General features: G+C 71.2%; 30 protein-coding genes. 13 read left to right on the forward strand and 17 right to left on the reverse strand.

What is annotated here, in order from left to right:
- Positions 1-7 precede the first annotated feature (7 nt).
- From HHX41_RS29780 to HHX41_RS29790, 3 genes are all read right to left on the reverse strand, one after another.
- Positions 8-1123: a tyrosine-type recombinase/integrase gene (locus HHX41_RS29780; RefSeq protein ID WP_182908594.1), complete on the reverse strand. Its 1116-nt coding sequence runs from the start codon at positions 1121-1123 to the stop codon at positions 8-10.
- A gap of 52 nt (positions 1124-1175) precedes the next feature.
- The gene (locus tag HHX41_RS29785) at positions 1176-1643 is read right to left on the reverse strand and encodes a ribosomal protein L7/L12 (RefSeq protein ID WP_182908595.1); all 468 of its coding nucleotides are present in this window, start codon (positions 1641-1643) and stop codon (positions 1176-1178) included.
- A 93-nt stretch (positions 1644-1736) separates the two neighbouring features.
- On the reverse strand, positions 1737-2699 hold the full coding sequence (locus HHX41_RS29790) for a DUF5937 family protein (protein ID WP_182908596.1): 963 nt from the start codon (positions 2697-2699) through the stop codon (positions 1737-1739).
- Positions 2700-2765: 66 nt separating this feature from the next.
- Here HHX41_RS29790 and HHX41_RS29795 point away from each other — a divergent pair, with 66 nt between their 5' ends.
- Both HHX41_RS29795 and HHX41_RS29800 read left to right on the forward strand, forming a co-directional pair.
- A complete protein-coding gene (locus HHX41_RS29795) occupies positions 2766-3239 on the forward strand; it encodes a cupin domain-containing protein (protein ID WP_182908597.1) in 474 nt (157 codons plus the stop codon).
- 103 nt (positions 3240-3342) lie between these two features.
- Positions 3343-4644, forward strand: coding sequence for an FAD-binding oxidoreductase (locus HHX41_RS29800; protein WP_182908598.1), 1302 nt, complete (start codon positions 3343-3345; stop codon positions 4642-4644).
- Between the two features lie 145 nt (positions 4645-4789).
- Here HHX41_RS29800 and HHX41_RS29805 read toward each other — a convergent pair whose 3' ends face one another.
- Complete coding sequence (locus tag HHX41_RS29805; RefSeq protein WP_310742251.1) at positions 4790-5740, reverse strand: DUF2218 domain-containing protein; 951 nt, start codon at positions 5738-5740, stop codon at positions 4790-4792.
- A gap of 120 nt (positions 5741-5860) precedes the next feature.
- On the opposite strand from HHX41_RS29805, the gene HHX41_RS29810 reads away from it, so the two are divergent.
- Complete coding sequence (locus HHX41_RS29810; RefSeq protein WP_182908599.1) at positions 5861-6463, forward strand: helix-turn-helix domain-containing protein; 603 nt, start codon at positions 5861-5863, stop codon at positions 6461-6463.
- Here the strand turns inward: HHX41_RS29810 and HHX41_RS29815 are convergent.
- Entirely contained in the window at positions 6388-7203 is an 816-nt protein-coding gene (locus HHX41_RS29815) for a phosphotransferase enzyme family protein (RefSeq protein WP_182908600.1), read from the reverse strand. The genes HHX41_RS29810 and HHX41_RS29815 overlap by 76 nt on opposite strands.
- Before the next feature lie 436 nt (positions 7204-7639).
- On the opposite strand from HHX41_RS29815, the gene HHX41_RS41115 reads away from it, so the two are divergent.
- Positions 7640-7930: a hypothetical protein gene (locus tag HHX41_RS41115; RefSeq protein ID WP_259401405.1), complete on the forward strand. Its 291-nt coding sequence runs from the start codon at positions 7640-7642 to the stop codon at positions 7928-7930.
- Here the strand turns inward: HHX41_RS41115 and HHX41_RS29825 are convergent.
- Positions 7912-8679 (reverse strand): group II truncated hemoglobin, encoded by a 768-nt coding sequence (locus HHX41_RS29825; protein WP_182908601.1) that lies wholly within the window; start codon positions 8677-8679, stop codon positions 7912-7914. The two genes, HHX41_RS41115 and HHX41_RS29825, sit on opposite strands and share 19 nt — an antisense overlap.
- A 138-nt stretch (positions 8680-8817) precedes the next feature.
- Between HHX41_RS29825 and HHX41_RS29830 the strand changes: the two genes are divergently transcribed.
- Positions 8818-9654 (forward strand): sugar nucleotide-binding protein, encoded by an 837-nt coding sequence (locus HHX41_RS29830; RefSeq protein WP_182908602.1) that lies wholly within the window; start codon positions 8818-8820, stop codon positions 9652-9654.
- 870 nt (positions 9655-10524) lie between these two features.
- Here the strand turns inward: HHX41_RS29830 and HHX41_RS29835 are convergent.
- From HHX41_RS29835 to HHX41_RS29850, 4 genes are all read right to left on the reverse strand, one after another.
- The gene (locus tag HHX41_RS29835) at positions 10525-11085 is read right to left on the reverse strand and encodes a hypothetical protein (protein ID WP_182908603.1); all 561 of its coding nucleotides are present in this window, start codon (positions 11083-11085) and stop codon (positions 10525-10527) included.
- A gap of 47 nt (positions 11086-11132) precedes the next feature.
- Positions 11133-11939, reverse strand: a complete 807-nt coding sequence (locus HHX41_RS29840; RefSeq protein WP_310742252.1) for a metalloregulator ArsR/SmtB family transcription factor — start codon at positions 11937-11939, stop codon at positions 11133-11135.
- A gap of 586 nt (positions 11940-12525) precedes the next feature.
- Positions 12526-13482: a diacylglycerol kinase family protein gene (locus HHX41_RS29845; RefSeq protein WP_182908604.1), complete on the reverse strand. Its 957-nt coding sequence runs from the start codon at positions 13480-13482 to the stop codon at positions 12526-12528.
- Positions 13483-13511: 29 nt separating this feature from the next.
- Positions 13512-13907 (reverse strand): DUF3224 domain-containing protein, encoded by a 396-nt coding sequence (locus HHX41_RS29850; RefSeq protein ID WP_182908605.1) that lies wholly within the window; start codon positions 13905-13907, stop codon positions 13512-13514.
- 200 nt (positions 13908-14107) lie between these two features.
- On the opposite strand from HHX41_RS29850, the gene HHX41_RS29855 reads away from it, so the two are divergent.
- The gene (locus tag HHX41_RS29855; RefSeq protein ID WP_182908606.1) at positions 14108-14836 is read left to right on the forward strand and encodes an ATP-binding protein; all 729 of its coding nucleotides are present in this window, start codon (positions 14108-14110) and stop codon (positions 14834-14836) included.
- A 27-nt stretch (positions 14837-14863) separates the two neighbouring features.
- On the opposite strand, the gene HHX41_RS29860 is transcribed toward HHX41_RS29855, so the two are convergent.
- On the reverse strand, positions 14864-15313 hold the full coding sequence (locus HHX41_RS29860) for a universal stress protein (RefSeq protein ID WP_169982656.1): 450 nt from the start codon (positions 15311-15313) through the stop codon (positions 14864-14866).
- A gap of 155 nt (positions 15314-15468) precedes the next feature.
- Here HHX41_RS29860 and HHX41_RS29865 point away from each other — a divergent pair, with 155 nt between their 5' ends.
- Genes HHX41_RS29865 through HHX41_RS29875 form a run of 3 tightly spaced genes read left to right on the forward strand, consistent with a single transcriptional unit; the run spans position 15469 to position 17979 of the window.
- Positions 15469-16404: an ABC transporter ATP-binding protein gene (locus HHX41_RS29865; RefSeq protein WP_310742253.1), complete on the forward strand. Its 936-nt coding sequence runs from the start codon at positions 15469-15471 to the stop codon at positions 16402-16404.
- A 1-nt stretch (position 16405) separates the two neighbouring features.
- Positions 16406-17179: an ABC transporter permease gene (locus HHX41_RS29870; protein ID WP_182908607.1), complete on the forward strand. Its 774-nt coding sequence runs from the start codon at positions 16406-16408 to the stop codon at positions 17177-17179.
- Entirely contained in the window at positions 17179-17979 is an 801-nt protein-coding gene (locus tag HHX41_RS29875; RefSeq protein ID WP_169982658.1) for an ABC transporter permease, read from the forward strand. Before HHX41_RS29870 ends, HHX41_RS29875 begins: the two co-directional genes overlap by 1 nt.
- A 50-nt stretch (positions 17980-18029) precedes the next feature.
- Here the strand turns inward: HHX41_RS29875 and HHX41_RS29880 are convergent, their stop codons facing one another.
- The 3 genes from HHX41_RS29880 to HHX41_RS29890 form a co-directional block, all read right to left on the reverse strand.
- Positions 18030-19130 carry a winged helix DNA-binding domain-containing protein gene (locus HHX41_RS29880; RefSeq protein WP_182908608.1) on the reverse strand — a complete coding sequence of 367 codons (1101 nt, stop codon included), beginning with the start codon at positions 19128-19130 and terminating at the stop codon, positions 18030-18032.
- Positions 19131-19134: 4 nt separating this feature from the next.
- Positions 19135-19296: a hypothetical protein gene (locus HHX41_RS29885; protein WP_182908609.1), complete on the reverse strand. Its 162-nt coding sequence runs from the start codon at positions 19294-19296 to the stop codon at positions 19135-19137.
- A gap of 101 nt (positions 19297-19397) precedes the next feature.
- The gene (locus HHX41_RS29890; RefSeq protein ID WP_182908610.1) at positions 19398-19820 is read right to left on the reverse strand and encodes a VOC family protein; all 423 of its coding nucleotides are present in this window, start codon (positions 19818-19820) and stop codon (positions 19398-19400) included.
- A gap of 157 nt (positions 19821-19977) precedes the next feature.
- Here HHX41_RS29890 and HHX41_RS29895 point away from each other — a divergent pair, with 157 nt between their 5' ends.
- Complete coding sequence (locus HHX41_RS29895; RefSeq protein WP_220504532.1) at positions 19978-20985, forward strand: WYL domain-containing protein; 1008 nt, start codon at positions 19978-19980, stop codon at positions 20983-20985.
- A gap of 53 nt (positions 20986-21038) precedes the next feature.
- Here HHX41_RS29895 and HHX41_RS29900 read toward each other — a convergent pair whose 3' ends face one another.
- On the reverse strand, positions 21039-22478 hold the full coding sequence (locus HHX41_RS29900) for an MFS transporter (RefSeq protein WP_182908612.1): 1440 nt from the start codon (positions 22476-22478) through the stop codon (positions 21039-21041).
- Between the two features lie 140 nt (positions 22479-22618).
- Here HHX41_RS29900 and HHX41_RS29905 point away from each other — a divergent pair, with 140 nt between their 5' ends.
- Genes HHX41_RS29905 through HHX41_RS29915 form a run of 3 tightly spaced genes read left to right on the forward strand, consistent with a single transcriptional unit; the run spans position 22619 to position 25122 of the window.
- Entirely contained in the window at positions 22619-23311 is a 693-nt protein-coding gene (locus tag HHX41_RS29905) for a TetR/AcrR family transcriptional regulator (RefSeq protein WP_182908613.1), read from the forward strand.
- Entirely contained in the window at positions 23298-24122 is an 825-nt protein-coding gene (locus tag HHX41_RS29910; protein WP_182908614.1) for an AraC family transcriptional regulator, read from the forward strand. Before HHX41_RS29905 ends, HHX41_RS29910 begins: the two co-directional genes overlap by 14 nt.
- A 58-nt stretch (positions 24123-24180) precedes the next feature.
- Entirely contained in the window at positions 24181-25122 is a 942-nt protein-coding gene (locus HHX41_RS29915; protein ID WP_182908615.1) for a sterol desaturase family protein, read from the forward strand.
- Positions 25123-25136: 14 nt separating this feature from the next.
- Here HHX41_RS29915 and HHX41_RS29920 read toward each other — a convergent pair whose 3' ends face one another.
- Both HHX41_RS29920 and HHX41_RS29925 read right to left on the reverse strand, forming a co-directional pair.
- Positions 25137-25460, reverse strand: a complete 324-nt coding sequence (locus HHX41_RS29920; protein WP_182908616.1) for a VOC family protein — start codon at positions 25458-25460, stop codon at positions 25137-25139.
- Between the two features lie 160 nt (positions 25461-25620).
- Positions 25621-26253, reverse strand: a complete 633-nt coding sequence (locus HHX41_RS29925) for a TetR/AcrR family transcriptional regulator C-terminal domain-containing protein (RefSeq protein ID WP_182908617.1) — start codon at positions 26251-26253, stop codon at positions 25621-25623.
- Positions 26254-26447: the final 194 nt, after the last annotated feature.

Genomic DNA, 26447 nt, shown 5'->3' on the forward strand with positions numbered 1-26447 from the left:
ACACCCGCTACGCGTCCGGCCCGGCCTGACCGTCCCGCCCGGCCTGGCCACGCCGGCGGCGCAGCAGCGGATGCGATCCCATCGCCACCTCGAGCTCCCCAGGCAGGTCGTCCCGGTAGCGGCCGAGCGTCGACAGATCGCTGTGCCCCAGCACCCGCCGCACCGCGTCCATGTCCGTGCCGTCCGCCAGCAGATGCGTCGCCGTCGTGTGCCGCAGCCCGTGCGGCGTCACCGCCCGCCGCCGCCCGGGATCCACCTGCCGCTGCACCCGGTCGATGACCGCCTGCACATCACCCCGCGCCAGCCGCCTGCCCCGCCACGACAGCAGCAGCGCCTTCTCGCCGTCGCCGCCCGCCCGCACCGCCAGGTACGCGTCGAGCGCCGCCGCCACCGCGTCGGGCAGCGGAACGTCGCGGGTCCGCCCGCCCTTGCCGAAGATCCGCCAGTAACGCAGCCCGTCGTTGGTGTAGAAGTCCTCCACGTTGGCCCGCACCAGCTCCGACACCCGCGGTCCCAGCGTGGTCAGCAGCAGCACCACCAGCGCGTCACGCACCTCCGTCCGCTGGTCGGCCCGCCGGCGGCGCCGCGCCGCCGGGCCCGCCGCCTCCGCGGGCGGCGCGGCGGGGGAGCCGGCCGCCTCGATCAGGCCCTCGGCCTGCTCCCGCGTCAGCGCCCGGCGCTCCGGCCGCAGCCCGCCCCGCTCCCGCGCCCGCACCGACGAGGCCGCCATCGGGTCCAGATGCACCCACGCCGCCGACGCCGCGTGCCGGAACAACGCCGACACCGACCGGCGGAACCTCGCCTGCGACGCGGCGCTCTGCCCGGTGCTCGTCCCCGTGCCTTTCGCCGTGCCTGTCCCCGTGTCCTTGCCCTTGACGTCGCCCTTCCTGCGCTCGTCCGGCTTGCGCGCGAAGGCCAGCAGCACCGCGTCCACGTCCTCGCCGGTCAGGTCGTCCAGCACCCGGTCCGGCCCGGCCAGCCGTACGAACGTGGCCACGTCCCGCGCGTACACCTCGGCCGTGGCGGGCGACAACCCACCCGTCACCGTCTTGGCCCGGACCAGCTCCACATAGCGGTCCGCGGCCTCCTGCACGGTCAGCCTGTTCACCTGTGCGGGCAGCATGATCGACACCGTACCGACACGCACCGACAGCAAACGCCGCGGCGGCGGTCTCCTACGCCCCGCCGCCCCCCGCGTCGGCGACATCGATCGCCTCGACGAACCGCTCGGCCTCCGCCTGGCCCATCCCCGTCTCGCCGCGCACCAGGAACACCGCCTGCTCGCCGCGCCCAGCTGCCTTCAGCTCCCGCACCCGCGACGCCAGATCCGGCCGCGCGTGCCCCGGCGCCACCGGCAGCGGCCGCCCGGAGGCCAGGGCCTCGGCCAGGTCCTTGGCCTCCTTCAGCCCCAGCCCGGTCTGCTCGCGGATCAGCTTGATCGCCTCGATCTTCTTGCCCTCGGCGTACAGGTCCCGCACCCGGTGCTGCAGGTCGGCCGAGACCGGCGGCAGAAGCCCGGGGCTGCGCCAGGCCAGCGGCCCGGCGGGACGGGCACCGGCCCGCATGGCCGCGAATCCCACAGCGAGCAGCGCGATCACGATGATGGCGAGGATCAACACCTCGACCGTGCCCAAGCCGAACATGTGGTGATCGTAAGCCCTGCCCCACGGGACAGTCAGCCTTTCGGCATCGGCTTCAGCCGAGATACGGGGTAGAACCGGCCATTCGCAGACCGGTCATGGTCGCGGCGAGGCCGCGTCCAGGAGAGCGCGTCCAGCCTTGGTGAGCTCGTGCGTGGCCGTGCGACCGGCCCGGCTGCTGTCGATCAACCCGGCGTCCCGCAGGATCGCCAGGTGTTCGCTGGCCGTCGGGGCGGTGACGCCCACCAGCCTGGCCACAACGGTCGTCTGCAACGGAGTGGTGAGCGCGGCCAGGATCCTCGATCGAGTCGCTCCCAGTAGCCGGTCAAGGGATCTCGGCGTGGGGGGTGCCGCCCAGAGGTACCGCCCGGATGCCGGGTAGTAGATCGCCGGAGCCCAGTGGTCTGAGGTGGTGCACTGCACCCGGTCGGTGATGAACAGCGACGGAACGAGAATGAGTCCCTCGGGGCAGTCGACGTCGATGTCGACGGTCGACGCGACGGTGATGGTGTCGCCCTCGCACGCCGCGGAGTGGTGCAGGCGCGGGAGGACCGTACGCAGCCCCTCTCGGTTGACCTGGATGGCCCGGTCCAGCATCTCGGCACGCAGCGCCTGCCGCATGGACGGCCACTCCGGTTCCATGGCCGCCTTCCAGAGGCGGCGCACCGCATCGGCGGCCTCCAACCTGGCCCGGTCGGGGTCATCGAGCAGTCGGCGGCCTACTTCTGCCCCACGCCCGACACCGGCGTCGACCAGCTCGGCGTGGACCTGGTCCGTCGGGGTGGACAGGAGGGCATCCATGCCTTCGTCGATGGTCGGCTCACTGGACATCGGCGACGGGTCAAGGAAGTCGGGCCGATACGCGCCATCGGCCATGAAGACCGTGAGCGCGCTCAGATCCAGGCCCGAAAGGCGGTGGCGGCGACGGCGAAGCCACTGGTGGAACATCGGGTGACGCTGCGGTTCGGTCAGGAGCCGGGCAAGACTGACCACTTCGTGGATCGGCGACATCGCCCATCGCACGCTCGCGGCACCAGCGCCCAATCGGTAGCGGATCACCTCCCTATTGTTAGGCCACCGCCGAAATGAGCGCGAGCGAAGCGGCGAAGCCCCGAAACTCGGGCCATGACCGAGACCAAGCAGACGGACTGGTTCTGCACGCAACCCGAGCAAGCCCGAAAGACGCGGACGATCCGGCTGGGCGCCGGCGGATCGACCATCGAAGTCCTCGCCGGCCCGGAGGAGACCAGCGGGATCGTGAGCGTCTACCGGTGGTGCATGTCGCCCTCCAGCCGGGGACCCGCCCCGCACTTTCACACGACCTTCAGCGAGACCTTCATCGTCGAAGAAGGTGAAGTCGACTACTTCGACGGGCGGGCCTGGCGGACACTGCGGCCCGGCGACACCGCGCATGCCGCGGTGGGCGACGTCCACGCGCTCCGGAAGAAGCGCGCCGAACCTGCCACCCTCCTCATGGCGCTCTCGCCGGGCGTACCCCGGGAGGAGTACTTCGCGGAGCTCGCCGCTGTGAACGAGCGGGACCTGAGCCGACTCCACCAAGCCCACGACAACCATTTCGTCGACGACCACGAACGGTGACGGCACCGGCGACAGCATGCACCTCCGCACCCGCCGCCGTCCTTGCCGTAGTGCGGCACGGGTGTGCCTTCGCATTTTCCGAGAACTCGAAAAGGAGACGACGATGACGATCAACGATCTGCGGAGTGTCCTCAAGGGGCGCGTGCTCCTGGCCGGTGATGACGGCTTCGAACAGGCGGCCACCGCGTGGAATCTGACCGTCAGGCAGCCGGTGGCGGACGCCGCGGATGCCGATGACGTGGCGGCCCTCGTCCGTTACGCGCGGCGGGCGGGTATGACGGTGACCGCGCAGCCGAGCGGGCATGGCGCCTCGGGTGATGTGGAAGGCCTGATCCTGTTGCGCACCGGCCTGCTGGACAAGGTGGAGGTACGCGCGGAGGAGCGCGTGGTCCGGGTGGGCGCGGGCGTGAAGTGGGGGCAGGTGCTGGCGGCGGCCGGTCCGCTGGGTCTGACCGGCCTGTCCGGCAGCGCACCGGGGGTCAGCGTGACCGGCTACACCCTGGGCGGTGGGGTCGGCTGGTTCAGCCGCAAGCACGGCTTCGCCTCCGACAGCGTGCGGGCCATCGACATCGTGGACGCCGATGGCGAGCCGGGCCGGGTGACCGCCGAGTCCGATCCCGAGCTGTTCTGGGCGCTGCGCGGCGGTGGCGGGGACTTCGCGGTGGTGACCGCCCTCGAACTCGAGCTGTATCCCGTGCCCGTCCTGTACGGCGGGCGCGTGATCTGGCCGGAGCACCGGACCAGGGAGGTGTACGACGCGTTCCTGGAGATCACCGCCGAAGCGCCGCGTGAACTCAGCGTCTGGATCAACCGGCTTCAGCCACCCGGCGCGCCGCCGATGGTCACGCTGGATCTGACCTACCTGGGCGAGGCGGCTCGCGGGGAGGACCTGCTGGCGCGCATCGGCAAGATCGAGGGCGCGATCTCCGACAGCCGCGGCGTCGTCCCGGTCGCCGACCTGGGTGACATCACCGCCGAGCCCACCGATCCGGCCCCATCGATCGCTCGTGCGGAGCTGCTCACCGGCCTGGACGCGGACGCGGTGGAGCTCCTGCTCGCCAAACCGGTCGAACCACTCATCAACGTGCAGATCAGGCACCTGGGCGGGGCGCTCGCCGAGCCGGGCGACGGGGCCGGAGCGAGCGGCGCGGTGACTGAGCCGTACCTGCTCGGCCTGCTGGGTCTCGGCCTGCCGCACACGGCCGATGCGACGCGCGCCAAGCAGGCCGAGGTCGTGGCCGACCTGGAGGCCTACATCAGCGGCCGAAAGCCGTACACCGTGCTGTCGCCCGGTGAAACGGCGGCGAAGTCCTTCTCCGGCGGCGTACTCGCGCGGCTGCGGGAGATCAAACGGGCCCGTGACCCGCACAACGTGTTCCGCGCGAACTACCCGGTGCTCGGATAGATCGGTTCCCAGCAGGTCACGGTTCCTCCGCACCCGCCTGACAGATCGCTGAGAGCACTGTGAAGGGCACACCCACACCGGAAGGACTCGCACATCGACTCAAGTCAAGGCCGGTTTCACCCGTATCTCGGCTTGGACCCGGGCATCAGCCCACCCGCCTGGCGATGGTGACGCCGTCGCGCACCGGCAGCATCACCGACTCGACCCGCTCGTCACGCGCGATCGTCTCGTTCAGGCGGCGCACGGCCAGCTGCGCGTCCCCCTGGAAGGCCGGGTCGAACACCCGCCCACCCTGGAACACGTTGTCGACCACGACGAGGCCGCCCGGGCTCAGCCGCGTGACCACCTCCTCGTAGTAGTCCGGATAGCTCTCCTTGTCGGCGTCGATGAAGGCGAAACCGACGACCGGCTCGGCCGGAAGCGCGCGCAGCGTCTCCAGCGCCGGCGCGATCCGCAGGTCGATCCGGTCGGCCACGCCCGCACGCTCCCAGTAGTTCCTGGCGATCGACGTCCACTCCGTGCTCACGTCGCACGCCAGCAGCCGCCCGCCCGGTGGCAGCCCCCTGGCGATGCAGATCGAGGAGTAGCCGGTGAACACCCCCACTTCCACCGCCAGGCGGGCGCCCGACATCCGCGCCAGCATCGTCAGCAGGGCGCCCTCGTCGTGCGAGATCTGCATGCCGGCCGCTCCGCCCGTCTCCTCCCGCGTCCTGACTACCAGGTCTCGCAGCACCTCGTCGGCGGGGGAGCAATGCGTCAGCAGGTAGTCGTCCACGACAGGGGACAGGTCCCACACCGCGTCACCCGCGAGCGGCGGCGACCAGTCGACCACGAGTTCCTCGCCGGCCCCGAACCGCAGCAGGCGACCGGTCACGACGTCCCGCACCCCGGCCAGCGCCTCCTCGTCGGCGGCCGTCGCGATCATCTCGAACCCGCCCGCGCACGGCCGCAGCACGCACCGCCCGGACCGCAGGTCGATCACGGCCCGGCCGTCGCCGCCGAGCACGGCCTCCGCATCGTGACCCGGGTGCGACACCAACTGCCCGATGTAGCGGTCGGGCCGATCGGTCATGACGTACGCCGTCGAATGAGGCATCGGCTTTCCTCCAGATTCGGCACATCAAGCGTCGAGAAAGATCGACGCTTCCGGCCCGGCGATTCTGCTGGCCCGCCGGCCCGTTCGTCAAAGCGTCGACGATCCTCGACACTTTCCCCCGTGAACGACGAGACGACGACGGGGGAGCACCCCTCCACACCTCCGCACGACCCCGACACACTGGAGCTACGTACCCCCGCCCAGTTCAAGGCTCTCGGCCACCCCGTCCGTCACCGCGTCGTCAACCTGCTCCGCCAGCGCCCCGCGACACTGGGGGAGCTGGCCACGGCACTGCACGCCGCCAAAGGCACCGTCGGCTACCACGTACGCGTCCTGCGCGAAGCGGGCATCGTCCGCCTCGCGGCCACCCGGCACGTACGCGGCGGCACCGAACAGACCCTCGCCCTCGTCAGCCGGGCCTTCCGGCTGCACCCGGAGGCGGCGGCCGGCCCCGACTTCCTCGTCAGGGCCGCCCTCGCCGAGATGCGTCCCGCACGCCCCGGCCAGGCCGAGCACACCCTGCTCAACCACCTCTGGCTCACCCAGCACGAGGCCCACGCCCTCATCGCCCGGCTCCGCGACCTCCTACCCCCTCCCGGCCGGACACCGTTCACCGGAGGCGAGCCGTACGGACTGCTGCTCTCGCTCTACCCCGCCGACATCCCCGCCCTGCCGCCGTCCGGCTCCTCCGGCGACAGTGCCGCCAGGAACAGCGCCTCATGACGCGCCATGTGCGCACTGTCGGTGAGATACAGCAGATCATGCCCCTCCGCGACATGGGCGGCGAACGCCTCGTGACCCGCCCCCGCCTCCGCGCGCATGTGGGCGATCAGGTGCTCCAGCCGCGCCCGCGCGGCCTCCACCAGCGCATCCCGGTCCTCCACCCCGAGCCCGTAGGCGTCGGCGAACACCCGCAACCTCCGCGCCTGCTCCTCCACACCGGGAGCGCTCTCGTCACGGCCGGGATCGTGCAACGGCACGAACCGGTAGGCGGCATACGCCACATCCCACACTCGCGGCCCCGGATGCGCCGTGTCGAAGTCGATGAACGCCACCGGCCGCCCCTCCCGGAAGACGCAGTTGTACGGCGCCACGTCACCATGGCAGATCACCTCGGCCGGAACGCGCGGAGGGAAGTACCACTCGGCGGCCTCCGCGGACCCGAAGCCCGCCGTCGCGTCGTGGTAGTCCCGCAGCAGCACCCCCACACCCGCCAGCGCCTCATCCGTCATCGCGTACGCCGGCAGCGGATAGCCCGGCACCTCACCCGGGACGAAGTCCAGCACCTCCCGGCCCTCGCCGTCACGCCCGTACGCTCTCGGCGCCCCGCCGAACCCGGCCGCCGCCAAATGGTCCAGCAGCGCGTGCACCGCCGGCGTCCACCGGCGCGCGGGCCGGCGCACCGTGCCGCCCACCCGGACGACACGGTTGACACCGCCCCCGGTCAGTTCCTCCTCGTCCATCTCCGGAAATCACCCTCCGGCCGGACCGGCCTCGACCGCCGGCGCGACCCGGCGCACCATCCGCATCAGCCGCACGTACACCCTCCTCGTCCAGGTCGCAAACGACATGCCGTGATCGTGCGTAACGGGCGCGGCGAACATCGTCCGCGGGCGCGGGGGATCGGCGGCGGGACAACACCGGGGGAGAATGAGGTATGACCCCCGACGTGCGATCCGCGGCCGTTACAGGCCGGGAGGTCGCCGTGCTCGTCGGGCTGCAGGCATCGGGAAAGTCCACCTTCTACCGGCAGCGCCTGGCGGCGACGCACGCCCATGTCAGCAAGGACAACTGGCCCAACGCCCGCCATAGGCAGCGACGCCAGCTCCGAGTGATCGCCGAGGCATTGGGGGAGGGGCGCGACGTGGCCGTGGACAACACCAACCCCGCTCCCGAGGAGTGGGGCCCGCTCATCGTGACGCCAAGGAGCACGGCGCCCGCGTCGTCGCCTACTGGTTCCCTCCCGATCTCACCGCGTCCCTGGACCGCAACGCCAGGCGAACCGGCCGCGCGCGGGTGCCCGAGGTCGGCGTCCTCGCCACGGCGGAACGCCTCCGCCGCCCCCGCCTGTCGGACGGCTTCGACGCGGTTCACACGGTGACCTTCGACGGCCGGGGCGGCTTCACCGTACGCGAGGAGGACGACCCACGCGCGGCGGGCACGGGACCAGGTCACGACGCGGGAATGTAGGGCGGGGCCACCCCCCAGCCCCAGCGGGGGACGGGAGCCTGCTGCGGGGGACGGGCCCCGGGCTGGGAGTTGGCGAAGGCGAGTCGGGTGCCCCACTCGATGTAGCCCGCGAAGGCGGCGCGGAACTCGGGATCGGCGGGCAGCCCGACCACGTCGGCGGCGTCCATCAGAAGACTGACCCAGCGGCGGCGCTGCGGTTCGGTGATGGCCTTGCCGAGATGCTGGACGAGCATGTGGTGGTAGCCGCCCCGTTCGTCGGTGTAGCGGGACGGGCCGCCGAAGACCTCCGCCAGCCACATGGCGACGTACTTGGGGTGGCCCGGATCCATGTGGGCGAAGAGAGGACCGATCAGATCGTCCTTGAGCACCTGCTCGTAGAACGTCTCGGTGAGCCGCTCGAACGCCTCGGCGCCGCCCGCCCAGTCGTACAGGCTCGGGACCGAGGAGCCGGTGCCGCGCACAGACGTGCGTTCGTAGTGCCGCATCTCCTCGATCTGCCGGACGTACGGCTTGATCTCGGCGAAGAACGCCCCGAAGTGCTCACCACCCCGGAAACCCCGCAGGTGGTCCTCGGCGGAGGTCCAGGTGATGCGCAGGACGTACCACTCGGGCTCTTCGACACAGCGGGACAGTTCGTAGTCCACACACTGGGGCGCGGCCGCCAAGGGCACCGCGGCGCGTTCGTAGGCGGCCTCGAACTCCTCGGCGTCCTGCCGTTCGATCCGGTAACGGATGTACTCCACGATCATGTGCGCATCGCCCCAAAGGCCGCGGTATCAGGGATGAGGAAGATCTTGTAATAGTGTAATCAATGTATCCCTGTCGCTGGGGCGTAGGCGTGGATTTCGCCCACCGTCGTGGTCGCGGAGTGCCTATGGTGGTCGGCCATGAGAGTTCTCATCGTCGGCGGCAGTGGTTTTCTCGGCGGGGAACTGGCTCGCCGGTGTTCGGCGGCCGGCCATGAGGTGATCGCGACCTACCTCACCCGCCCAGGGGAGGCCCCGGGTGTCGAGTGGATGCCACTCGACGTACGCCGGCGAGGGGACGTCGACGCGCTGGTCCGCGCCTCCCGGCCGGAGGTGGTCGTCAACGCCGCCTACCGGCAGGCCGACTGGACGACCACAGCGGCCGGAGCGGCGAACGTGGCCCTCGCCGCCTCCGCGGTAGGCGGGCGTCTGGTGCATGTGTCCAGCGACGCGGTCTTCTCGGGCGCCGCGATCCGCTATGACGAGACCTGTGTCCCCGACCCGATCACCCCGTACGGCGCGGCCAAAGCCGCCGCCGAGACGGCAGTGGACGCGATCGCGCCCTCCGCGGTCATAGCCCGGACGTCCCTGATCATCGGTGACGGTGACTCTCCCCACGAGGCGCTGGTGCGTTCACTGGCCGGCGGCGGAGCGAGGGGAGTGCTGTTCACCGACGACGTGCGGTGTCCCGTGCACGTCACCGATCTCGCCGCCGCGCTCCTCGAACTCGCCGCGTCCGAGCATCACGGAATCCACCACGTCGCGGGACCCGACGCGGTGAGCCGATACGAACTGGGAGTGCTCATCGCCCGGCGTGACGGCCTCGACGAAAGCGCTTTGCCGCCAGGCCGGCGAGCGGACACCGACATACCGGGACCGCTTGATGTGCGTCTGGAGTGTGACATGACCCGGCGGCGGCTTCGGACCACGCTACGTGGCGCGCGGCAGTTCCTGGCGCGAAGGGGAGGCGGGGGGTAAATGTCGCGCAGCGAGATCATTTGAGTGGACAGAGACTTCTTTGTCTATACCAAACAGAATTCACCTTCTGTCCGGTATGAGATCGAACGGGCGTTTATGTCCGGTAGGCGAGAGCATCGCAGCGGGTCGGCATTCACTTCAGGGAGCAGGCGCTCGGCAGCGCGGTGATGGCGCGATCGTGGTCCGACCTCGTCTGCGCGTCGGGTGTGGCGGGATGCGGCGCGGGCGAGTGGCAGGCCGCCCGGGTCCGGCGGGCCCTGACGGCCTGCCGGACCCTCGAAGCCTGTGCGGCCCGGTAAACGCGGAAACCCGTCCGGCCGGCGCCGCGTACACGGCGCGGCCGTGTACGCGGCGCCGGCGCACCTGTCGTCGAGTCCGAGGACCCGACGGACCCAACAGACGACCGCAAGGAGGCTGCGCGACGAGGAGGAACGGCTCGTGGCGTCCGGGAGTCTCGGCCGGCCGGATTTGCTCGCCTTTCCGGCCCTGTGCACCCCTTCCGGCGTTGCTCGATAAGGAACATTATGTCAAGTAGCCACTGAAGGCCCCTCTCCGGAGGATTCCCGCCGTCGCCCGGACAGGGTGCTCATGCTGCCAAAATCGAGGCGAACCGCCCGGGCTGGCGTGACGCCGACGACATCGGAACCGAGTGCATGCCCAGCGGCCGCTCTCCTTGCCGTGGACGGACCGGTGTCGCGCGATCCGGGACATCCTCGTGGTTCGCCCGCAGACCACGGCGAGAGCCGCAATGCTCACGTCCGCCCCTGCGGAATTCGATGCGCCGGGCGCACCTGTCACCGAGCCGGATCGCGCGAGAAGCCGTTTCTGCGCGAGCCGCGGTTGCCCGTCGGCGAGCTCTGTGAGAGACGGTCACGGACGGTGACCACTGCCCTCTCCCCCGCTGTGTCCGCCGTCCGCGCCCACGAGCGCGACCTCCCTGTGGCCGTCCGGCAGCAGGGCCAGGAGTTGCCGCGTATGACCGGGAAGTTCCTCTTCGGCGAGGCCGGTGATGAGGTCGCGCAACGCCACGGGCTGATCGACCAGGACCATGCCCTTGGACAGGAGCAGGGTGGGCACGGGTGTGTCGAGCTCGGCCTCGCTCAGCATCGGTCCGCCGAGTGCGCACAGGGCCTCCCCCTGGAGGCGGATGCGGTCCCGAAGCCCGGCGGTGCCGCCGGCGCGCACGATGACGCGTTCGATGGTCCAGGTGTCGAGCGCCATGCGGTTGTCGTACGTCACGCTCGCTCCCGCGGCGACCGAGGAGGCGGCGGTGATGGTGACGGCGTTGACGATGGAGACGTGCGCCAGAATCTGGTCGGCGTTCCACTCGCCGGGAGGCGGGACGAGGCTCGCTCCCCCGCGGTCGGCCACCGCGGCGGCGGCGTCCAGCAGTGTGCGATAGGCCTCGCGGAGCGGAGCGCTGTCCACCATGTCGTCCTCTTTCTTCGCTGTTCGAAGTCGTGCGTGGGAGTGCCGTCTCAGGCCTGCGCGGGCGACATCTCCCATGGCGCCTGCGGGAGGACGTCGCCCGTCTCGATCAGCGACTTGAGGTTCGCCAGCACGGCCGGCCATCCGTGCGAAACCGCGTCGCGCATGTCCTCGTTGGCGAGGTTCTCGTGGGTCACGCTGAGACGGACGATGTCCTGGTGCGGTTCGACGAGGAAGGTGACGACCGACGGTTGCCTCGGCTCGGCGTCGAGGGCGTCCTCGAAGGTGATGACCAGTCGCGTCGGAGGTTCGGCCTCGATCACCCGGCCGGCGACGTCGACGACGCCTGATCCATCGACGCGCCGGTGCTCCCAGGTCGAGCCCGGCTGCCAGTCCGAGACGTTGGCGTGTCCCCAGTAGCGCGCCGTCAGGTCCGCGTCCGTCAGGGCGTGCCACACCTGCTCCGCGCTCGCCCGGATGTAGGTGACGTAGACGTAGGTCGGCACGGACGTGGGTTCGTCGCTCATGGCGTACTCCTCTGCTTGTTTCTTGATGGCACTGATCGCGTTCAGCCGGGGCCTGTCGAACCCCGCTATCCAGCGCTGCTCGATCTCGTGGATCGGCACGGGGTTGAGGTAGTGAAGTCGTTCCCGTCCGCGCCGTACGACGGTGACGAGGTTGGCCCGCTCGAGGATGTCGAGGTGCTGGGTCGCCGACTGGCGCGCCATGTCCAGGCGCTCGCACAGCTCGCGCAGCGTCTGACCGTTGTGCTCGCGCAGGCGGTCGAGCAGGAGCCGCCGGGTGGAGTCGGCCAGTGCCTTGAAGACCATGTCCATCTGTGTCGCTTCGGACTTCACATCCGAGATTATGCAGGCATTTGCCTGCCTATTGTCAATGCCGCTGTTCACGCGGCATGCCGCACCTCTTCGGTGCGAGGATGCAAGGCGGCCGTACGTCGGGATGTGGGAGGGGGCCGCTGGCGCATGCCGTGCCGGGCGGCACTCCACTCAGCCTCGCGAACCGGTCGTTTCTGCGAGTCGCACGGCTACATTCGAGTCCGCGCGTAGGTGCAGCGCGTCTCGGACGAACGTCGCCCCTGCGGCGTCGACGTACATGCCCCCCAGGCACTTCACCATCTCGATCGAGCGGTCCCGGTCGCCCTCGGCCGTGGGGGTGCCCGGAATCTGGCTCAGCCACTGGACGTGCCGGGCTGATCGCCGGCGTCGCCAGGGCGCGACGGATCATCGTGAGGTGAGTCCGTCCCTGGAGCCGCACGCCCGGTCGTACCGGGCGTGCGGCTCCTCCGCGACAACCAGACCCGCGCCGCCGGGAACTCCCGCAGCTCTGGTCCCGGTCGCCGTACGCGTGCTCATCCGCCGTTGCGAGCGGGGCCCGTACTCGGCGTTCTCGTCCAGGCGGAAGAACCGCTCCGGCTCCCGGTGGTCAGGCGGGGGTTTCGGGCAGGCAGACCGTGATGGCCTGGGGCACGACTTTGACCGTGATGCGATCGACCCGGTCGCGGGCTCCCCCGTCCAGTTCGTACGCCATGGGGGTGCGGAGTTTGACGGTCACCTTCCTGGCGCGGGTGATGCGGACGAAGGGGGACTTCTCGGCGTCTCCGGCGCTCATCCGGCCGAGGGCGCGGGCCCATTGGATGGGGCCTTCGGCGGTGGAGACGCCGACTTCGAGCCAGCCGTCGTCGAATCGGGCGTCTTCGAAGACGTCGATGCCGCCGGTGACGGTGCCGACGTTGCCGACCAGGACGCAGCTCGCGTCGCCTTCGAACCAGTCGTTGCCGTCGATCTTGATTTTCATGGGGGTCACGGCGCCGCCGACGTGGCGCAGCCCGGTCCAGATGTAGGCGAAGCGGCCGAGGCGGTCCTTGAGGCCGCGGTCGGCGTCGGCGATCATTTCGGCGTCGAATCCGACGCCGGCCATGACCGCGAAGTGCTCGCCGTTGATCTTGCCGAGGTCCATCTTGGCGCGGCGCCCTTCGAAGCCGATGCGTACGGCCTCGGGCAGGTCCTCGGGGATGCCGAGGTTGCGGGCGAGCAGGTTGGCGGTCCCTGCGGGGATGACGGCGACGGTGGCGTCGCTTCCGGCGAGGGCGTCGACGCAGCGTTGCACGGTGCCGTCGCCGCCCCAGAGGAAGAACAGGTCCGCGCCGTCCTTGAGGGCCTGGCGGACCTTCTTGGGGGCCTTCTTGCTCTTGGGGACCTCGTACCAGAGCAGGTCGTCGACGTCGTAGCCGGCGATGAGCTTGCGGAGCTCGTCGAGGCCGCCACCGATGGTTTTCTTGCGGTGTGCGATGACGGCGACGCGGGGCGTCTTGGTGCGGGGGGTGGCGGTAGCGGCGGTGGCGGGCTCGTCCGTGGACCGCCGGTCAGCGGATTTCACCATGGACTGCCGGCTACCCGGATGGGGGCGGGTTAGGCGTCGGGCAGGGTGTAGTCGAGGAGGTAGTGGTGGCCGTCCTCCACGCGGATCGTGCCCTCGCCGGTGAGTCCGGCCAGTTCGCCGGTGCCGCTGGTGGGGACGATCTGCCACTTCAGCCACTGTTCACCGTTGTGGCTGGCCGCGCTGTGCTGGAGTACGAAGGTGCCCTTGCGTCCGTGGAGGGTGCCTTCGAAGTGTTCGACGCCGACGTAGGCGGCGGGGCCGCCGGGGGTGACGACGGTGAGGATTTCGGTGGTGCTGGTGCCCAGGAGGTCGCCCTGGAAGGTTTTGGCGATGTGGTTGCGGCCGAAGGTGGCGCCTTCTTTCTCCTCGGTCGCCAGTTCGGTCCAGCCGGTGATGTCGAACGTTCCGGTCGCGTGTCCGTTCATGTGTCCAGCGTGCCGCGTGTTCCTGTCATCTTCCGTCAGGTATGGCGGTGACTTGCGGGTGAGGGGAAGGAGAAATCTCGGCGAATGCCGTTAAGCCGGCCACTTTTCAGCCGTTCATGACAGATGATCGGAGGCATGGGTTTTCCCCGACCGGCCGTCCCGGTCCCCGCCGGCCGGTCCGTCCAGGCGCGTCCACCGGAATGCTGACCTCTCCCTTTCCTTCCCAGGAGGGCCGCAGGACCGCGTTCGAGGTGTTCGGGTCGGCTGCGACGGCTCCGCGGCGGGCGCGCGCGTTCGTACGGTGCCAGTTGCGGGGGTGGGAGCTCGCGCATCTGGCCGAGACGGCGGAGCTGGTCGTCTCCGAGCTGGTGACGAACGCGGTGCGGGCGACGGACGCCGTGGTGAGCCCGCCGGTCGCCTCGTCGATGTTCCCGGTGGCCCTGCGGACGGTGGCGCTGCGGGTCCGGGTGGCGTCCGGGCGGCGCAGCCTGTTCATCGAGGTGTGGGACGTCAGCGACCGTGAGCCGGTGCCGCGCGGCGATGTGGAGGGCGAGCTGGGCGAAGGCGGCCGGGGGCTCGCGCTGGTCGGCGGCCTGGCCCGGAACTGGGGGCACTACCCGGCGCCGGATCGGGGCAAGATCGTGTGGTGTGAGCTGGCCATCGTCCCGGTCGAGGGGGCGCGTCCGCGGGGGGCGGCCGGCGCCCCGGACACCGGTCCCGGGCGGTGCGGACGGGCGGGGGTGCCGGCGGCGGGCCCGCGGGAGCGGACGGCCGCGGCCGTCCCGGCGGGAGCGTCCGCGGGGCCGTCGCCGGAGGGGCTGCCGCGGCGGGACCGGCGGCATCCGGTGGGCGTGCGGGCGGACGGTCCGGACGAGGCGACGTTGCGGCGGGTGCTTGAGGGCCTGCGGGCACTGGACGTGCGCGGCTGAGCGCCGGGCCGCGGGATGCCGGGCGGGTCAGGGGACGACGGTGACCGGCCAGCGGCCGGCGCGGACCAGGCGGAGGGCGACCGAGCCGATGAAGCGGTGGCCGGCCTGTGTGGAGGCTCCCACCACGACCGCGTCCGCTCTGATCTCGTCGGCGATCCTGGCGAGGACGCCGGAGGCGTCGCCGTATTCGGTGCGGAAGGTGTAGTCGACGCGCGAGTGGGCGGCCTGGGCGAAGCGTTCCACCTGGTCGCGTAGCTCCGCGGCGACCTGCTCCCCCGCCTCGATCACCGAGGCCGACGCGGCGGGCATCATCGTGCTGATCGTGCCGGGGCTGGTGACGTGGACGAGGACGACGTGCGAGCCCTGACGGCGGGCGAGCCCCCAGGCGTAAGCCGCGGCGCGCATGGAGGTCTCCGAGCCGTCGATGCCGGCGAGGATCACCCGCGGGCCGTCGGTGCCCAGCTCGAACGTGTTCACGCAAGTCAGCGTACGGCGTCGGACGGGGCGTACGGGCACCGGACCAGGCGGCGTGCGATCGTCGCGGGCCGCCGGGGAGGCGGGGACAGGGCCCGGCCCGCGGCGCGGATAACCTGTTGCGGAAATGTCGGGGCCGTTGGTTAGGGTCTCGGATCGTGGCTGATCAACCTCTGATCTACGCGCGCGGCCTGGTCAAACGCTTCGGGAAGTTCACCGCCGTCGACGGGATCGACCTCGAGGTGGCGCCGGGTGAGGCGTTCGGTTTCCTCGGGCCCAACGGGGCCGGTAAGTCCTCCACCATGCGGATGATCGGCTGCGTGTCCACGCCGACCTCTGGGGAGCTGCGGATCCTGGGCATGGACGCGGTGCGCGACGGGCCGAGCATCCGGGCGCGGCTGGGGGTGTGTCCTCAACTGGACAACCTCGATCCCGACCTGACGGTGCGGGAGAACCTGGTGACGTACGCCCGTTATTTCGGGCTGTCGCGGGCGGAGAGCCGCAGACGTGCCGACGAGTTGCTGGAGTTCGTGCAGCTCGCCGAGCGTGCGGGCGGGAAGGTGGAGCCGCTGTCGGGGGGCATGAAGCGGCGGCTGACGATCGCGCGGGCGATGGTGAACGACCCTGATCTCGTGCTGCTCGACGAGCCGACGACGGGGTTGGACCCGCAGGCCCGTCACCTGCTGTGGGAGCGGTTGTTCCGGCTGAAGCAGCGGGGCGTCACGCTGGTGCTGACGACGCACTACATGGACGAGGCCGAGCAGTTGTGCGACCGGCTGGTGGTGATGGACGGCGGCAGGATCGTGGCGGAGGGGTCGCCGCGGTCGCTGATCGAGACCTACTCGACGCCCGAGGTGGTCGAGGTGCGTTTTCCCGGCATGTCCGAGTCGGGGGCGCGGCATGCGGCGGCGCTGGAGGGGGTCGGCAAGCGGGTGGATCCGCTGCCCGACCGGGTGCTGGTCTACGTGGACGACGGCGACGCGGCGTTGGCCGAGATCCAGCGGCGGGGGCTGGAGCCGTCGAGCGTGCTGGTGCGGCGGTCGACGCTGGAGGACGTGTTCCTCCATCTGACGGGCCGGACGTTGGTGGACTGAGATGGCTGTGACCCATGGGGTGCATCCGACGGTCGCGGTGCTGGAGCGGCATCTGACCTTGTACCGGCGGTTGTGGCAGGCGTCGGTGTTCTCCTCGTTCGTGCTGCCGGTGCTGTTCCTGCTGAGCATCGGTATCGGTGTGGGCGGTTATGTCGGCAGGGTTCAGGGGGTCGACTACCTGTCGTGGATCGTGCCGGGCGTGCTCGCGTCGACGGCCTTCCAGATCGCGGTGGGTGAGTCGACCTATTCGGTTCTGGGCGACTTCAAGTGGGTCCGGGCCTATCACGCGATGCGGGCCACGCCGGTGGGGCCGGCGGACATGGTCCGGGGTCAGCTGCTCTACCTGGTCCTCCGGGTGACGATCGCGGTGGTGGCCTTCCTGGTCGTGGTGGTGTTCTTCGGCGGGCTGCATTCGCCGTGGGCGCTGGTCACTCCGCTGGTGTGCGCGGTGCTGACGGTGTCGGTGTCGGCGCCGGTGATGGCGTTCGCCGCCACGATCGACCATGACAGTTACTTCTCGCTGCTGTTCCGGTTCGTGGTGATCCCGTCGACGTTGTTCGCCGGGGTGTTCTTCCCGGTGGAGCAGCTGACGGCGGTGTTGCGTCCGCTGGCGTACGCCTCACCGTTGTGGCATGCGGTGGAGTTGTGCCGGGCGGCGACGCTCGGCACGGCCCCGTCCTGGCCGGTCGCGGTGCATGCCGGGTATCTGCTGGCGTGGGCGGCGGCGGGGTTCTTCCTGGCGGTGCGGGCGTTCCGGAGGAGGTTGGAGGACTGATGGTGACCGCGCTGGTGGCGTCCCGGGTCTCCCCAGGCCGGGTGGGCGCCGTCATCGGCCGCAACGTGGGGGCGCTGCGCTCCGGGCCGTCGTACTGGATCATCCTGGTGTCGGGCTTCTTCGAGCCGCTGCTGTATCTGCTGTCGATCGGTGTCGGGGTCGGTGCGCTGATCGGTGATCTGACGGTGGACGGGCGGACCATGTCGTACGCGGCGTTCGTCGCGCCGGCGATGCTGGCGGTGTCGGCGATGTCGGGGGCGCTGGCCGAGACGACGTTCAATTTTTTCTTCAAGTTGAAGTACATGAAGACGTTCGAGGCGGTGCTGGCGACGCCGGTGCGGCCCATCGAGATCGCGTTCGGTGAGCTGGTCTGGTCGATCGTGCGGGGTTCGCTCTACACCGGGATCTTCCTGGTCGTGATGGTCGCGATGGGGCTGACGGAGCCCGGCTGGGCGTTGGCCGCGTTTCCCGCGACGGTGCTGGTGGGGCTGGCCTTCGGCGGGCTGGGGATGGCGATCAGCACGCTGATGCGGGGCTGGCAGGATTTCGACCTGATGGGGACCGGGCAGTTCGCGTTGTTCCTGTTCTCCGGGACGTTCTCCCCCGTGCGGGATTATCCGGCCGCGGTCGAGGTGCTGGTCCAGCTCACGCCGCTGTATCACGCGGTGGAGCTGGTGCGTGGCCTGTGCATGGGCGTGCCGGGGTGGGGGCTGCTGGGGCACGTGGCCTACCTGGCGGCGCTGGCCGGCGCGGGGGTCTGGTTCGCCTCCCGGCGCCTGGCCCGGGTCCTGTGTGACTGAGGGTGCGGCTGACGGCGCGACTCCCCCACGCCCACGGCGGTGTCTCGCGCTCAGGCGGAAGACGGGTCGATCTGCACGCGGTCGCTGTCGCCGTCCGACAGGAACAACGCCAGTGACCACCCCTCCTCGGTCACGGCGGCGCGCTCGGATCGGGACAGACGGCGCAGCGGGGTGACGACGACGGTGCCGCTTGTGACGTTCCAGGTCGCGGCGACCCGGCCGTCCACCAGGACGACGCGGGCGCCGGCGACCGACAGGCCGCGGTGGTCGTCGTCGACGATGCGGCTGCGGTCGTGATAGCCGAGGAGCGCGTTGTCGAACGCCGGTAGGAAGCGCACGGGCGCGGGGGTGCCGGGGTCGGGACGCGGCGCGTCGGGCAGGTCCAGCAGTTGCCGCCCGCGTTCGTCCCGGAAGGCGATGAGTTCTCCGCGTATGGCTTGTACCGCGGCGGGCAGCCCGGCCAGGCCGCACCAGGCGCGCAGGTCGGCGGACGCGGCGGGCCCGTACGCGGCCAGATAGCGGCGGACCAGCGCCTGGCCGGCCTGGTCGGGTCCGTCCGGGCGGAGCGGGGCGACGTCGCGTCCCAGCCATGTCGCGAGGGGAACGTTGCGTACCCCTGCTCCGGTGCGCCACAGGCCGCGCGGGGGCAGCTGGGCCATCGGGATGAGCGCGGCGACGAGCAGCTCACCCAGTGCCCGGCGCGGCGGCGCGGGCCAGCGGTCGGCGAGCGCGTCGACGAGTTCGGCCATCGTGCGGGGTCGTCCGTCGGCCATGACCTCCCGGCCGGCCGCCGCCACCTCGTCCGGGTCGAGCCCGGCGAGTTCGCGGCGGTAGGTGGTCAGCACCCGCTGGCGCAGCATAGTGTCGTGCCGGGCGCGCCAGGCCAGTGCGTCGTCGGCGGTGACGAGGTGGACGGTGCGGCGCATCAGGTGGGTGCGTACCACGTGGCGTCCGGTCAGCAGACCGTCCAGGGCCGCGGGGTGGAAGGCGCGCACCCGCGACCACAGGCCGACGAACGGCTCCTGCGGTTCCTGTGCCTGCATGCCGCCCAGGTGTGCGACGACATCGAGGACCGGTGTGCCGGTGCGGTCCAGGAGGAACTGCCGGGCGAGCGTGGCACGGTTCAGTGCGCGGCTGTCGAGGACCGTCATGGTGTCAGGCCGCGCGCAGCGCCGGCGCGGTTCCGGCGTGCAGCGCTTGGTGGGTCATGCGGATGCGGTCGTCGTGGTCGGGGTTGCCCACTGGGCCGGACATCCTGGTGCCCGGGCAGTAGGCGCTGACCTCGATGCCGGGCCGCCCCGGCTCGTGCGTTCTCACAGTGATGCGATTCCTCTTCGCTTCGAAGGCGGAGGGGGTGCGGCGGCGTTCAGGCGGATGCCCGCCGCACCCCCTCCGCGGGGGGAGCTCAGCCGTCGTGCTCAGCCGTCGTACCGTGCCGCGACGTCGAGGACCCAGACGACGCCGAAGCGGTCCTTGAGCATGCCGTAGAGCGGCGCCCACTGCGCGGGCTCCAGCGGCCGCACGACGGTCGAGCCGATGGTCAGCTTGTCCCAGAGGGCGGTGATCTCGTCGGTGTCGTCGCCGCGTACGGAGACGAAGACGGCGTTCTCGCCCGGGTTCCACGGTGTGTGGGAGGGCACGTCGTAGGCCATGAGGTGGAAGCCGTTGTCCGCGGTCACCTGGCCCCACATCACCCAGTCCGCCTCGTCCGGATTCTGCGCGTCGCCCGCGTCCTTGTAGGTGACGGCGACGATGTTGCCGCCGAAGACGGAGTGGTAGAAGTCGAGCGCTGCGCGGGCGTCGCCGCGGAAGTTCAGGTGGGTCGTGGTGGTGATGGACATGATGGCTCCTCGCCTTGGATCACTCGGACAAGCGCCGGACGGGCCCGTGCCGGAAGCGGCCGGGCATGCGTCGCTGCCGCGGTTCGGCCTCGGCCGGCGTCGACGACCTCACATTTCCATGGGTAGAGGACAGGGTGTGTCCTCTACCTGGAGGAGGATGGGTCTCGTGCCTAAGACGTCCGCGCGGCTGCTCGCGCTTCTGTCGCTGCTGCAGACCCGTCGTCACTGGCCGGGCGAGGACCTGGCCGAGCGGCTGCGGATCAGCGCGCGCACGGTCCGCCGTGACGTCGATCGTCTGCGCGAGCTCGGTTATCCGATCGCGACCGTCAAGGGGCCCGACGGCGGATATCGGCTCGACGCCGGTTCGCAGATGCCTCCGCTGCTGTTCGACGACGACCAGGCCGTGGCTCTCGCCGTGGCCCTCCAGACAGCCACCATTACGGGCGCCGGCATCGGGGAGGCCGCGGCGCGGGCGCTGAACACGGTCCGGCAGGTGATGCCCGCGCGGCTGCGCCGCCGGATCGACACGCTCCAGATCACCGCCGTCGAGCGGCCGGACGTACGGGTCGACGGCAGCGTGCTCATGGCGCTCAGCGCCGCCGTCCATGCCGGTGAGGTGCTGCGCTTCGACTACGCGGCCCAGGCGGGGGTGGACGACGGCGGTGTGCTGAGGCCACCGCGCCGGGTGGAGCCTCATCATCTGGTGGCCCGGGGCGGGCGCTGGTATCTCGTCGCCTGGGATCTCGACCGTGAGGACTGGCGGACCTTCCGCGCCGACCGGATCACCCCGCGTTCCCCCGCCGGGCCGCGCTTCACCCCGCGCGAGCTGCCCGGGGGTGATGTGGCCGCCTTCGTGTCCGCGCGGTTCCGGGGCTCTGGCGGCTCTGGCGAGTGGCCCTGCCGGGGCGAGGTGATCCTCGGGCTGCCCGCCGCCTCCGTGTCCCTGTACGCCCGAGACGGGGTGGTCGAGGAACTCGCCCCGGGCCGTTGCCGGCTCGTCTTGGGGTCGTGGTCGTGGGCGGGCCTGGCCGCCGACATCGGCAGGTTCGACGCCGACATCGAGGTGGTCGGTCCGGCCGAGCTCAGGGATGCCTTCGCGCGGCTGGCCGGCCGTTTCGCCAAAGCGGCGAGCGGCCCACCGGTCACGCGGTCCCCGTTCCCGTGAGCGCGGCCGGACCTCCGGTCCCCCGTCGGTCTGTCTGTCCCGGTCTGTCCCGGTCAGTCCCGGGCGGGCAGCGGGTCGGGGTCTGCGGTGTGCTCGGCCTGTGCCGGGGGGCCGGTGCGGCGCAGGACGGTGAGGGCGATGAGGACGGCGGCGACCAGGAGCGCGGCGCCGAGGATCAGGCCGAGGGCGTATCCGTCGCTGAGGGCCTCGGGTGTGGCGGTCTGTCCGGTGCGGGCGTGGGCGACGGTGCCGAGGGCGGCGAGTCCGAGTGAGGCGCCGATCTGGCGTGAGCTGTTGAGCAGGCCCGAGGCGGTGCCGGTCTCGTGGGGTGCGACGCCGGCGGTGGCGGTGGAGACGACCGGTGCGAGGCAGAGCCCGAAGCCGACGCCGGCGACGATGGAGGGGCCCAGGACGTCGGTGGTGAAGGTCCCGTCAGGGCTGATCAGGCCGAACCAGGCGAACCCGGTCGCGGTGAGGAGCCCGCCGGCGACCAGGAGGGTGCGGGGGGCCAGGCGGTAGCCGAGTTTGACGGCGAGTACGGAGCCGGCGACCACTCCGAGGGCGAACGGCAGGAACATGACCCCGGTCAGTGCGGGCCCGGTCCCGAGGACTCGCTGGAGGTAGAGGGACACGAAGTAGAAGGCCGAGGCCATGGCCGCGCCGACCAGGAGGTTGTAGGCGTTCGCGCCGGCGACCGAGCGGTTGGCGAACAGGCCGAGCCGGATCAGCGGTTCGCGGGCGGTGGTCCGTTCGACGTGGAGGAAGGAGGCCAGCAGTGCGGCGGCGACTCCGAGGGTGGTCAGGGTGACCGGCGAGGTCCACGAGTAGTGGTCGGTGCGGACGATGCCGAACACCAGCAGGGTCATGCCCGCGGTGGCCAGGACGGCGCCGAGCACGTCTGGGCGGCCGCCGGGGGCGGGAGGCGGGCCGGGGTCGGCTCGCCAGGTCAGGGTCAGCGCGCACGCGGCCATCGGCACGTTGACGAACATGACCCACCGCCAGCCGGCGTACTCGGTGAGCAGGCCGCCGATGAGGACGCCGAGGGCGCCTCCGGCGGCGTTCATCGCGCTCCATACGCCGAAGGCCCGGATGCGGGCCCTGCCCGCGGGAAACGTCGCGGTCAGCAGCGCGAGCGCGGCCGGGGCCAGTGCGGCGGCCCCGATGCCCTGTGCCGCGCGGGCGGCGACGAGGTGGCCGGGTTCCTGGGCGAAGCCGCCGAACAGTGAGGCGAGGCCGAACAGGGTGAGGCCGAGCAGCAGGACGCGTCTGCGGCCGTACCGGTCGGCGGCCTTGCCGCCCAGCAGGAGCAGGCCTCCGAAGGTGAGGGCGTAGGCGTGGATCACCCAGGTCAGGCCCACTGCGCTGAAGCCGAGGCCGGCGGCGATCTGCGGGAGTCCGACGTTCACGACCGACAGGTCCAGCGACACCATGAACTGCACGACGGCCACCGCGGTGAGGGTGTGCCCTGGCCGGGCGGTCGGGCTATGCGTCATCGCGGGCTCCACTCTCTGTGTGGCCGGCCGACTTTTGGAACACGTTCCGAAAGTAGCATCCGGACGGGCCGCGGGGAACCCCGTGGGCGGAACCGCACTCTGTTTCGCGACCGGGGACGGCGGGACGGCATGATGGGGCAATGCCCCGACCGCCCGCAGCGCACGGCCGCACCGGCCGGCCACCCCTGACCTCCCGTACGCAGATCGTGGCGGCGGCCCGCCGGCTCATCGACCGGGACGGCTGGGAGAAGCTGACCATCCGGAGGCTGGCCGCCGAACTCGGCATAGGGGCGACGACCCTCTACCACCACATCCGGGACAAGGACGACCTGCTGGTCCTGCTGCTGAATCACTACGCCGACCAGCTCGAACGCCCCCGGCTGCCCGACGAGCCGCGCGAGCGCGTCGTCGCCGCCGCCATCGCCCTGCACGACGCCCTCGCGGCCTGGCCGTGGGCGGCGGAGGTCCTCACCTCCGACGGTTTCGTCGGCCTGCTGGACGAGTCGGCGCTGTGGATGGTCGAAGCCATCGTGGCCGGAGCCCACGACCACGGATGCACGCCCGTACAGGCCGTCGACCTCTTCCGCGGCATCTGGTACTACACCGTCGGGGAGATCCTCGTCCGCGCCCACTCCGCCCGCCGGCCGGCCGGCGGCGAACGCCACCGTGAGGCCCTGTTCAGCGGCCTCGACGCGTCCCGGGTGCCTCACCTGGCCGCCATCGGCGACCAATGGCCCGCGCTCGCGGCACGGGACACCTACCCCCAGGGCCTGCGCGCGCTCGTCGACGGGCTGCTCGCCCACGCGGCGTCGGCCCCTCATGGCGCGGGCTGACCGCCGCACCGGATCGGGCCGCCGGAGCCCCACCACGGGGAGCGACGACGACCCCGATCCGACGATCGCGGACGGCGGGTGGCGGGGCACGACTCTGCTGCGGCCGGGCTGGCTGGCCTACACCGGGGTGGCGGGCGCCGCCGAGCCGCACGCCCACGCCGCCGCGCAGGTCCTGATCGTCACCGGCGGTGTGGTGGAGCTGACCGACCCTCATCAGGCCCGCGGCCCGGTGAAGGCCGCGATCATCCCCGCCCGCGTCCGGCACGCCCTGCGCGCCGGGCCGGACGCGCGCGCCACCATGATCTATCTCGACCCCGCCGGTGGCGCCGGCCGCCGTCTCACCGCCTGCCTGAGCGGCCCGGACCACGACCGCCTCGATCGGTGGACGGCCGCCGCCCGCACACTGCTCCCGCCCCCGGTCCCCGGCGTGGCGCCCGACCCGGCCGCGCTGGTCCGTGGCTGGAGCGCACCCGCCGGCGCTCGGCACCCGGCGCTGCAGCACGCCCTGCGGGTGCTGCCGGAGCTGTTGCACGGCCCGGTCCGGCTCACCGACCTGGCCGCCGCGGCCGGGATCTCGGCCAGCCGTCTGGGTCACCTGTTCTCCGCCGAGCTCGCCCTGCCGTTCCCTCCGTACCTGCGCTGGGCCCGGCTGCGCCGCGCCGTGGAACTGGCGGCCGGCGGGGCGAGCCTCACCCAGGCCGCGCACGGGGCCGGCTTCGCCGACAGCTCCCACCTGACCCGCGTCACCAGGGAGATGTTCGGGTTGGCCCCCTCCCACCTGCTCGCCGCCCTGTCCCCGCCCACGCCCTGAACGAGGTCAGCGGATCCGTCCAAGCCCGCCGGGCCGCGTCTCCCCCAGCCTGGACGGCATGAATCGCACCGTGCGGACCGTGAACCGGGCCGTGATCCGCTACGGCTACGTGCCGTTCATGCTCCTCGGGGTCGACGGCGCCGGCGTCGCCCTGGCCGCCGCCGGCGAGCTCTGGCTGCTCGGCCTGCTGCTCCTGGCCGTCGGCTGCTCGTTCGCCGCCGAACGCCTGCTGCCGTACGAGGACGACTGGAACGCCCCGCTGGCCGGGGACGGGCGGCGCGACGCCGTCCACGCCTTCGTCAACGAGAGCCTGCTGCTCGTCAGCGTGGCCGCCATTCCGCTGCTGGCCGCCCACGTCACCGTCGTCGAGCTGTGGCCGCGTTCCTGGCCCTTCGTCGTGCAGGTGACGGCCGCCGTGCTGGTCGCCGATCTGGGGATCACCCTGGTCCACTACGCCAGTCACAAGGTCGGCGTGCTGTGGCGCTTCCACGCCGTCCACCATTCGGTGAGACGGTTCTACGGCCTCAACGGGCTGATGAAGCACCCCCTGCATCAGACCGTGGAGATGATCGCCGGAGTCGCCCCGTTGCTGCTGGTCGGCCTGCCGGTCGAGGTGGCCTCCGCGCTGGCGCTGGCCGTGGCGGTCCAGTTGCTGCTGCAGCATTCCAACGTCGACTACCGCGTCGGAGCGGCCAGGTACGTGCTGGCTCTGAACGAGGGCCATCGTTTCCACCACCTCAAGTGGGCCGGCGCAGGGGATGTCAACTTCGGCCTGTTCACCCTCGTCTGGGACCACCTGCTCGGCACCTTCTCCTACGACCCCGCCCGCCGTTTCTCCTCCGAGCTGCTCGGCATGGCCGCCAGACCGGACTACCCCACCGCCTATCTGCCGCAGCTGTCCGAACCCTTCCGCGCCTCGGGCGCCTGTCACGCCGAGCCGAGCCGATCCGGCCCGAGCCCGTCGCCCCGGACCGGCGAAAGGCGGTGTGAATCGGTGTGAAGCCGCGCCACCGCTCAGGACACGCAGAGGCAGAACTCGTTGCCTTCGGGGTCTCGCCAGACCTGCCAGAGGTTCTCGTGCATCTCCCCCACGGGGGTGGCTCCGAGCGCGGCGGCGCGGGCGACCGCGCCGGGAAAGTCATCGGTGACCAGGTCCAGATGGATCCTGTTCTTCGCGGTTCTGGGTTCGGGGACCCGTTGCAGGGCCAGGTCGGGACCGAGACTGACCCAGTCGTTCTCGCGACGGGTGACGTCCCGTTCCAAGAGCCGGCTCCAGAAGTCGGCGAGCCCGTCGAGGTCGTTGGCGTCGATCACCACGCCACCCAGGCGAATGTTCATTCTTTCCTCTCGGCGTACGGTTCGATCCTGCCGGGACCCGTTGGGGTCCCGGCAGCAATGTCTGAACTGCGATAACGCAGGAGTATCCGACTGGCGTCTCGGCTCGATCGCGGTGTTGGTCGTGACACCGAGAACCCTCGCCTATGGAGCGGCTGACCGGTCAGGACCAGGGGCCGGACTGCGCGGCAGGACCATGGATGATCTGTTCCAGACAATCGCGGAACAGATCGTCGACGGTGCGGCCAGGCTGGAAGTACTCTGTCACGCCGGCCATCACGGTGGGGTACGCCGCGGCGTAGGCGGCCATGTCGAAGCCGTCCAGGGCGTCCGTGTCGGGGCGGCCGGCCTGTTCCTCCAGGACGTAGCCGACGGTGAAGCGCAACACCGTCAACACGATCAGGCGAGCCTGCCGCAAGGGGATGCCCCGCCCGACCAGCGTGCTCATCGCCAGTTCGGAGATGGCGGCCATCTTGAGGGACAGTTGAGAGGCCGCGATGATCCGGGCTCCGTCCGGGTGGGCCAGCAGCGCGCGGCGCAGCCGCTCGGCCAGGCCGATCAGCCAGTCCTGCCAGCGCTCCTCCGGCGCGGGCGACGCCGGCTCGGGGAACTGCTGCTCCAGGATCGCCTCGGCGATCGCGGTGACCAGGGCCGCCTTGTTCGGGATGTGCCAGTAAAGGGTCGGCGACCGTACGCCGAGCCGGGCGGCCAGTTTGCGCGTGGTCACGCCGTCGAGACCCTCGGCGTCCAGTAGCGCGACGGCTTCGGCGATGATCCGCTGCTTGTCCAGAGCCAATTCCGGCACCTCCCCCCCGCACTCTATCAGTGATAGAGTTTCTCTATCGGTGATAGAGACTTATGCGCTAGACGAGTAAGTCCTAAGCCCGGTCAGTGGTCGTAGGCGATCAGTGATCGGGTGATGGGCTGGTTGGTGGCGCGGTTGTGCCAGATGGCGGCGGTCAGCGCGAGGATGCGCTGGGCGACGCGGGC

Source organism: Microbispora sp. H13382, assembly GCF_014161445.1.
Lineage (GTDB): Bacteria > Actinomycetota > Actinomycetes > Streptosporangiales > Streptosporangiaceae > Microbispora.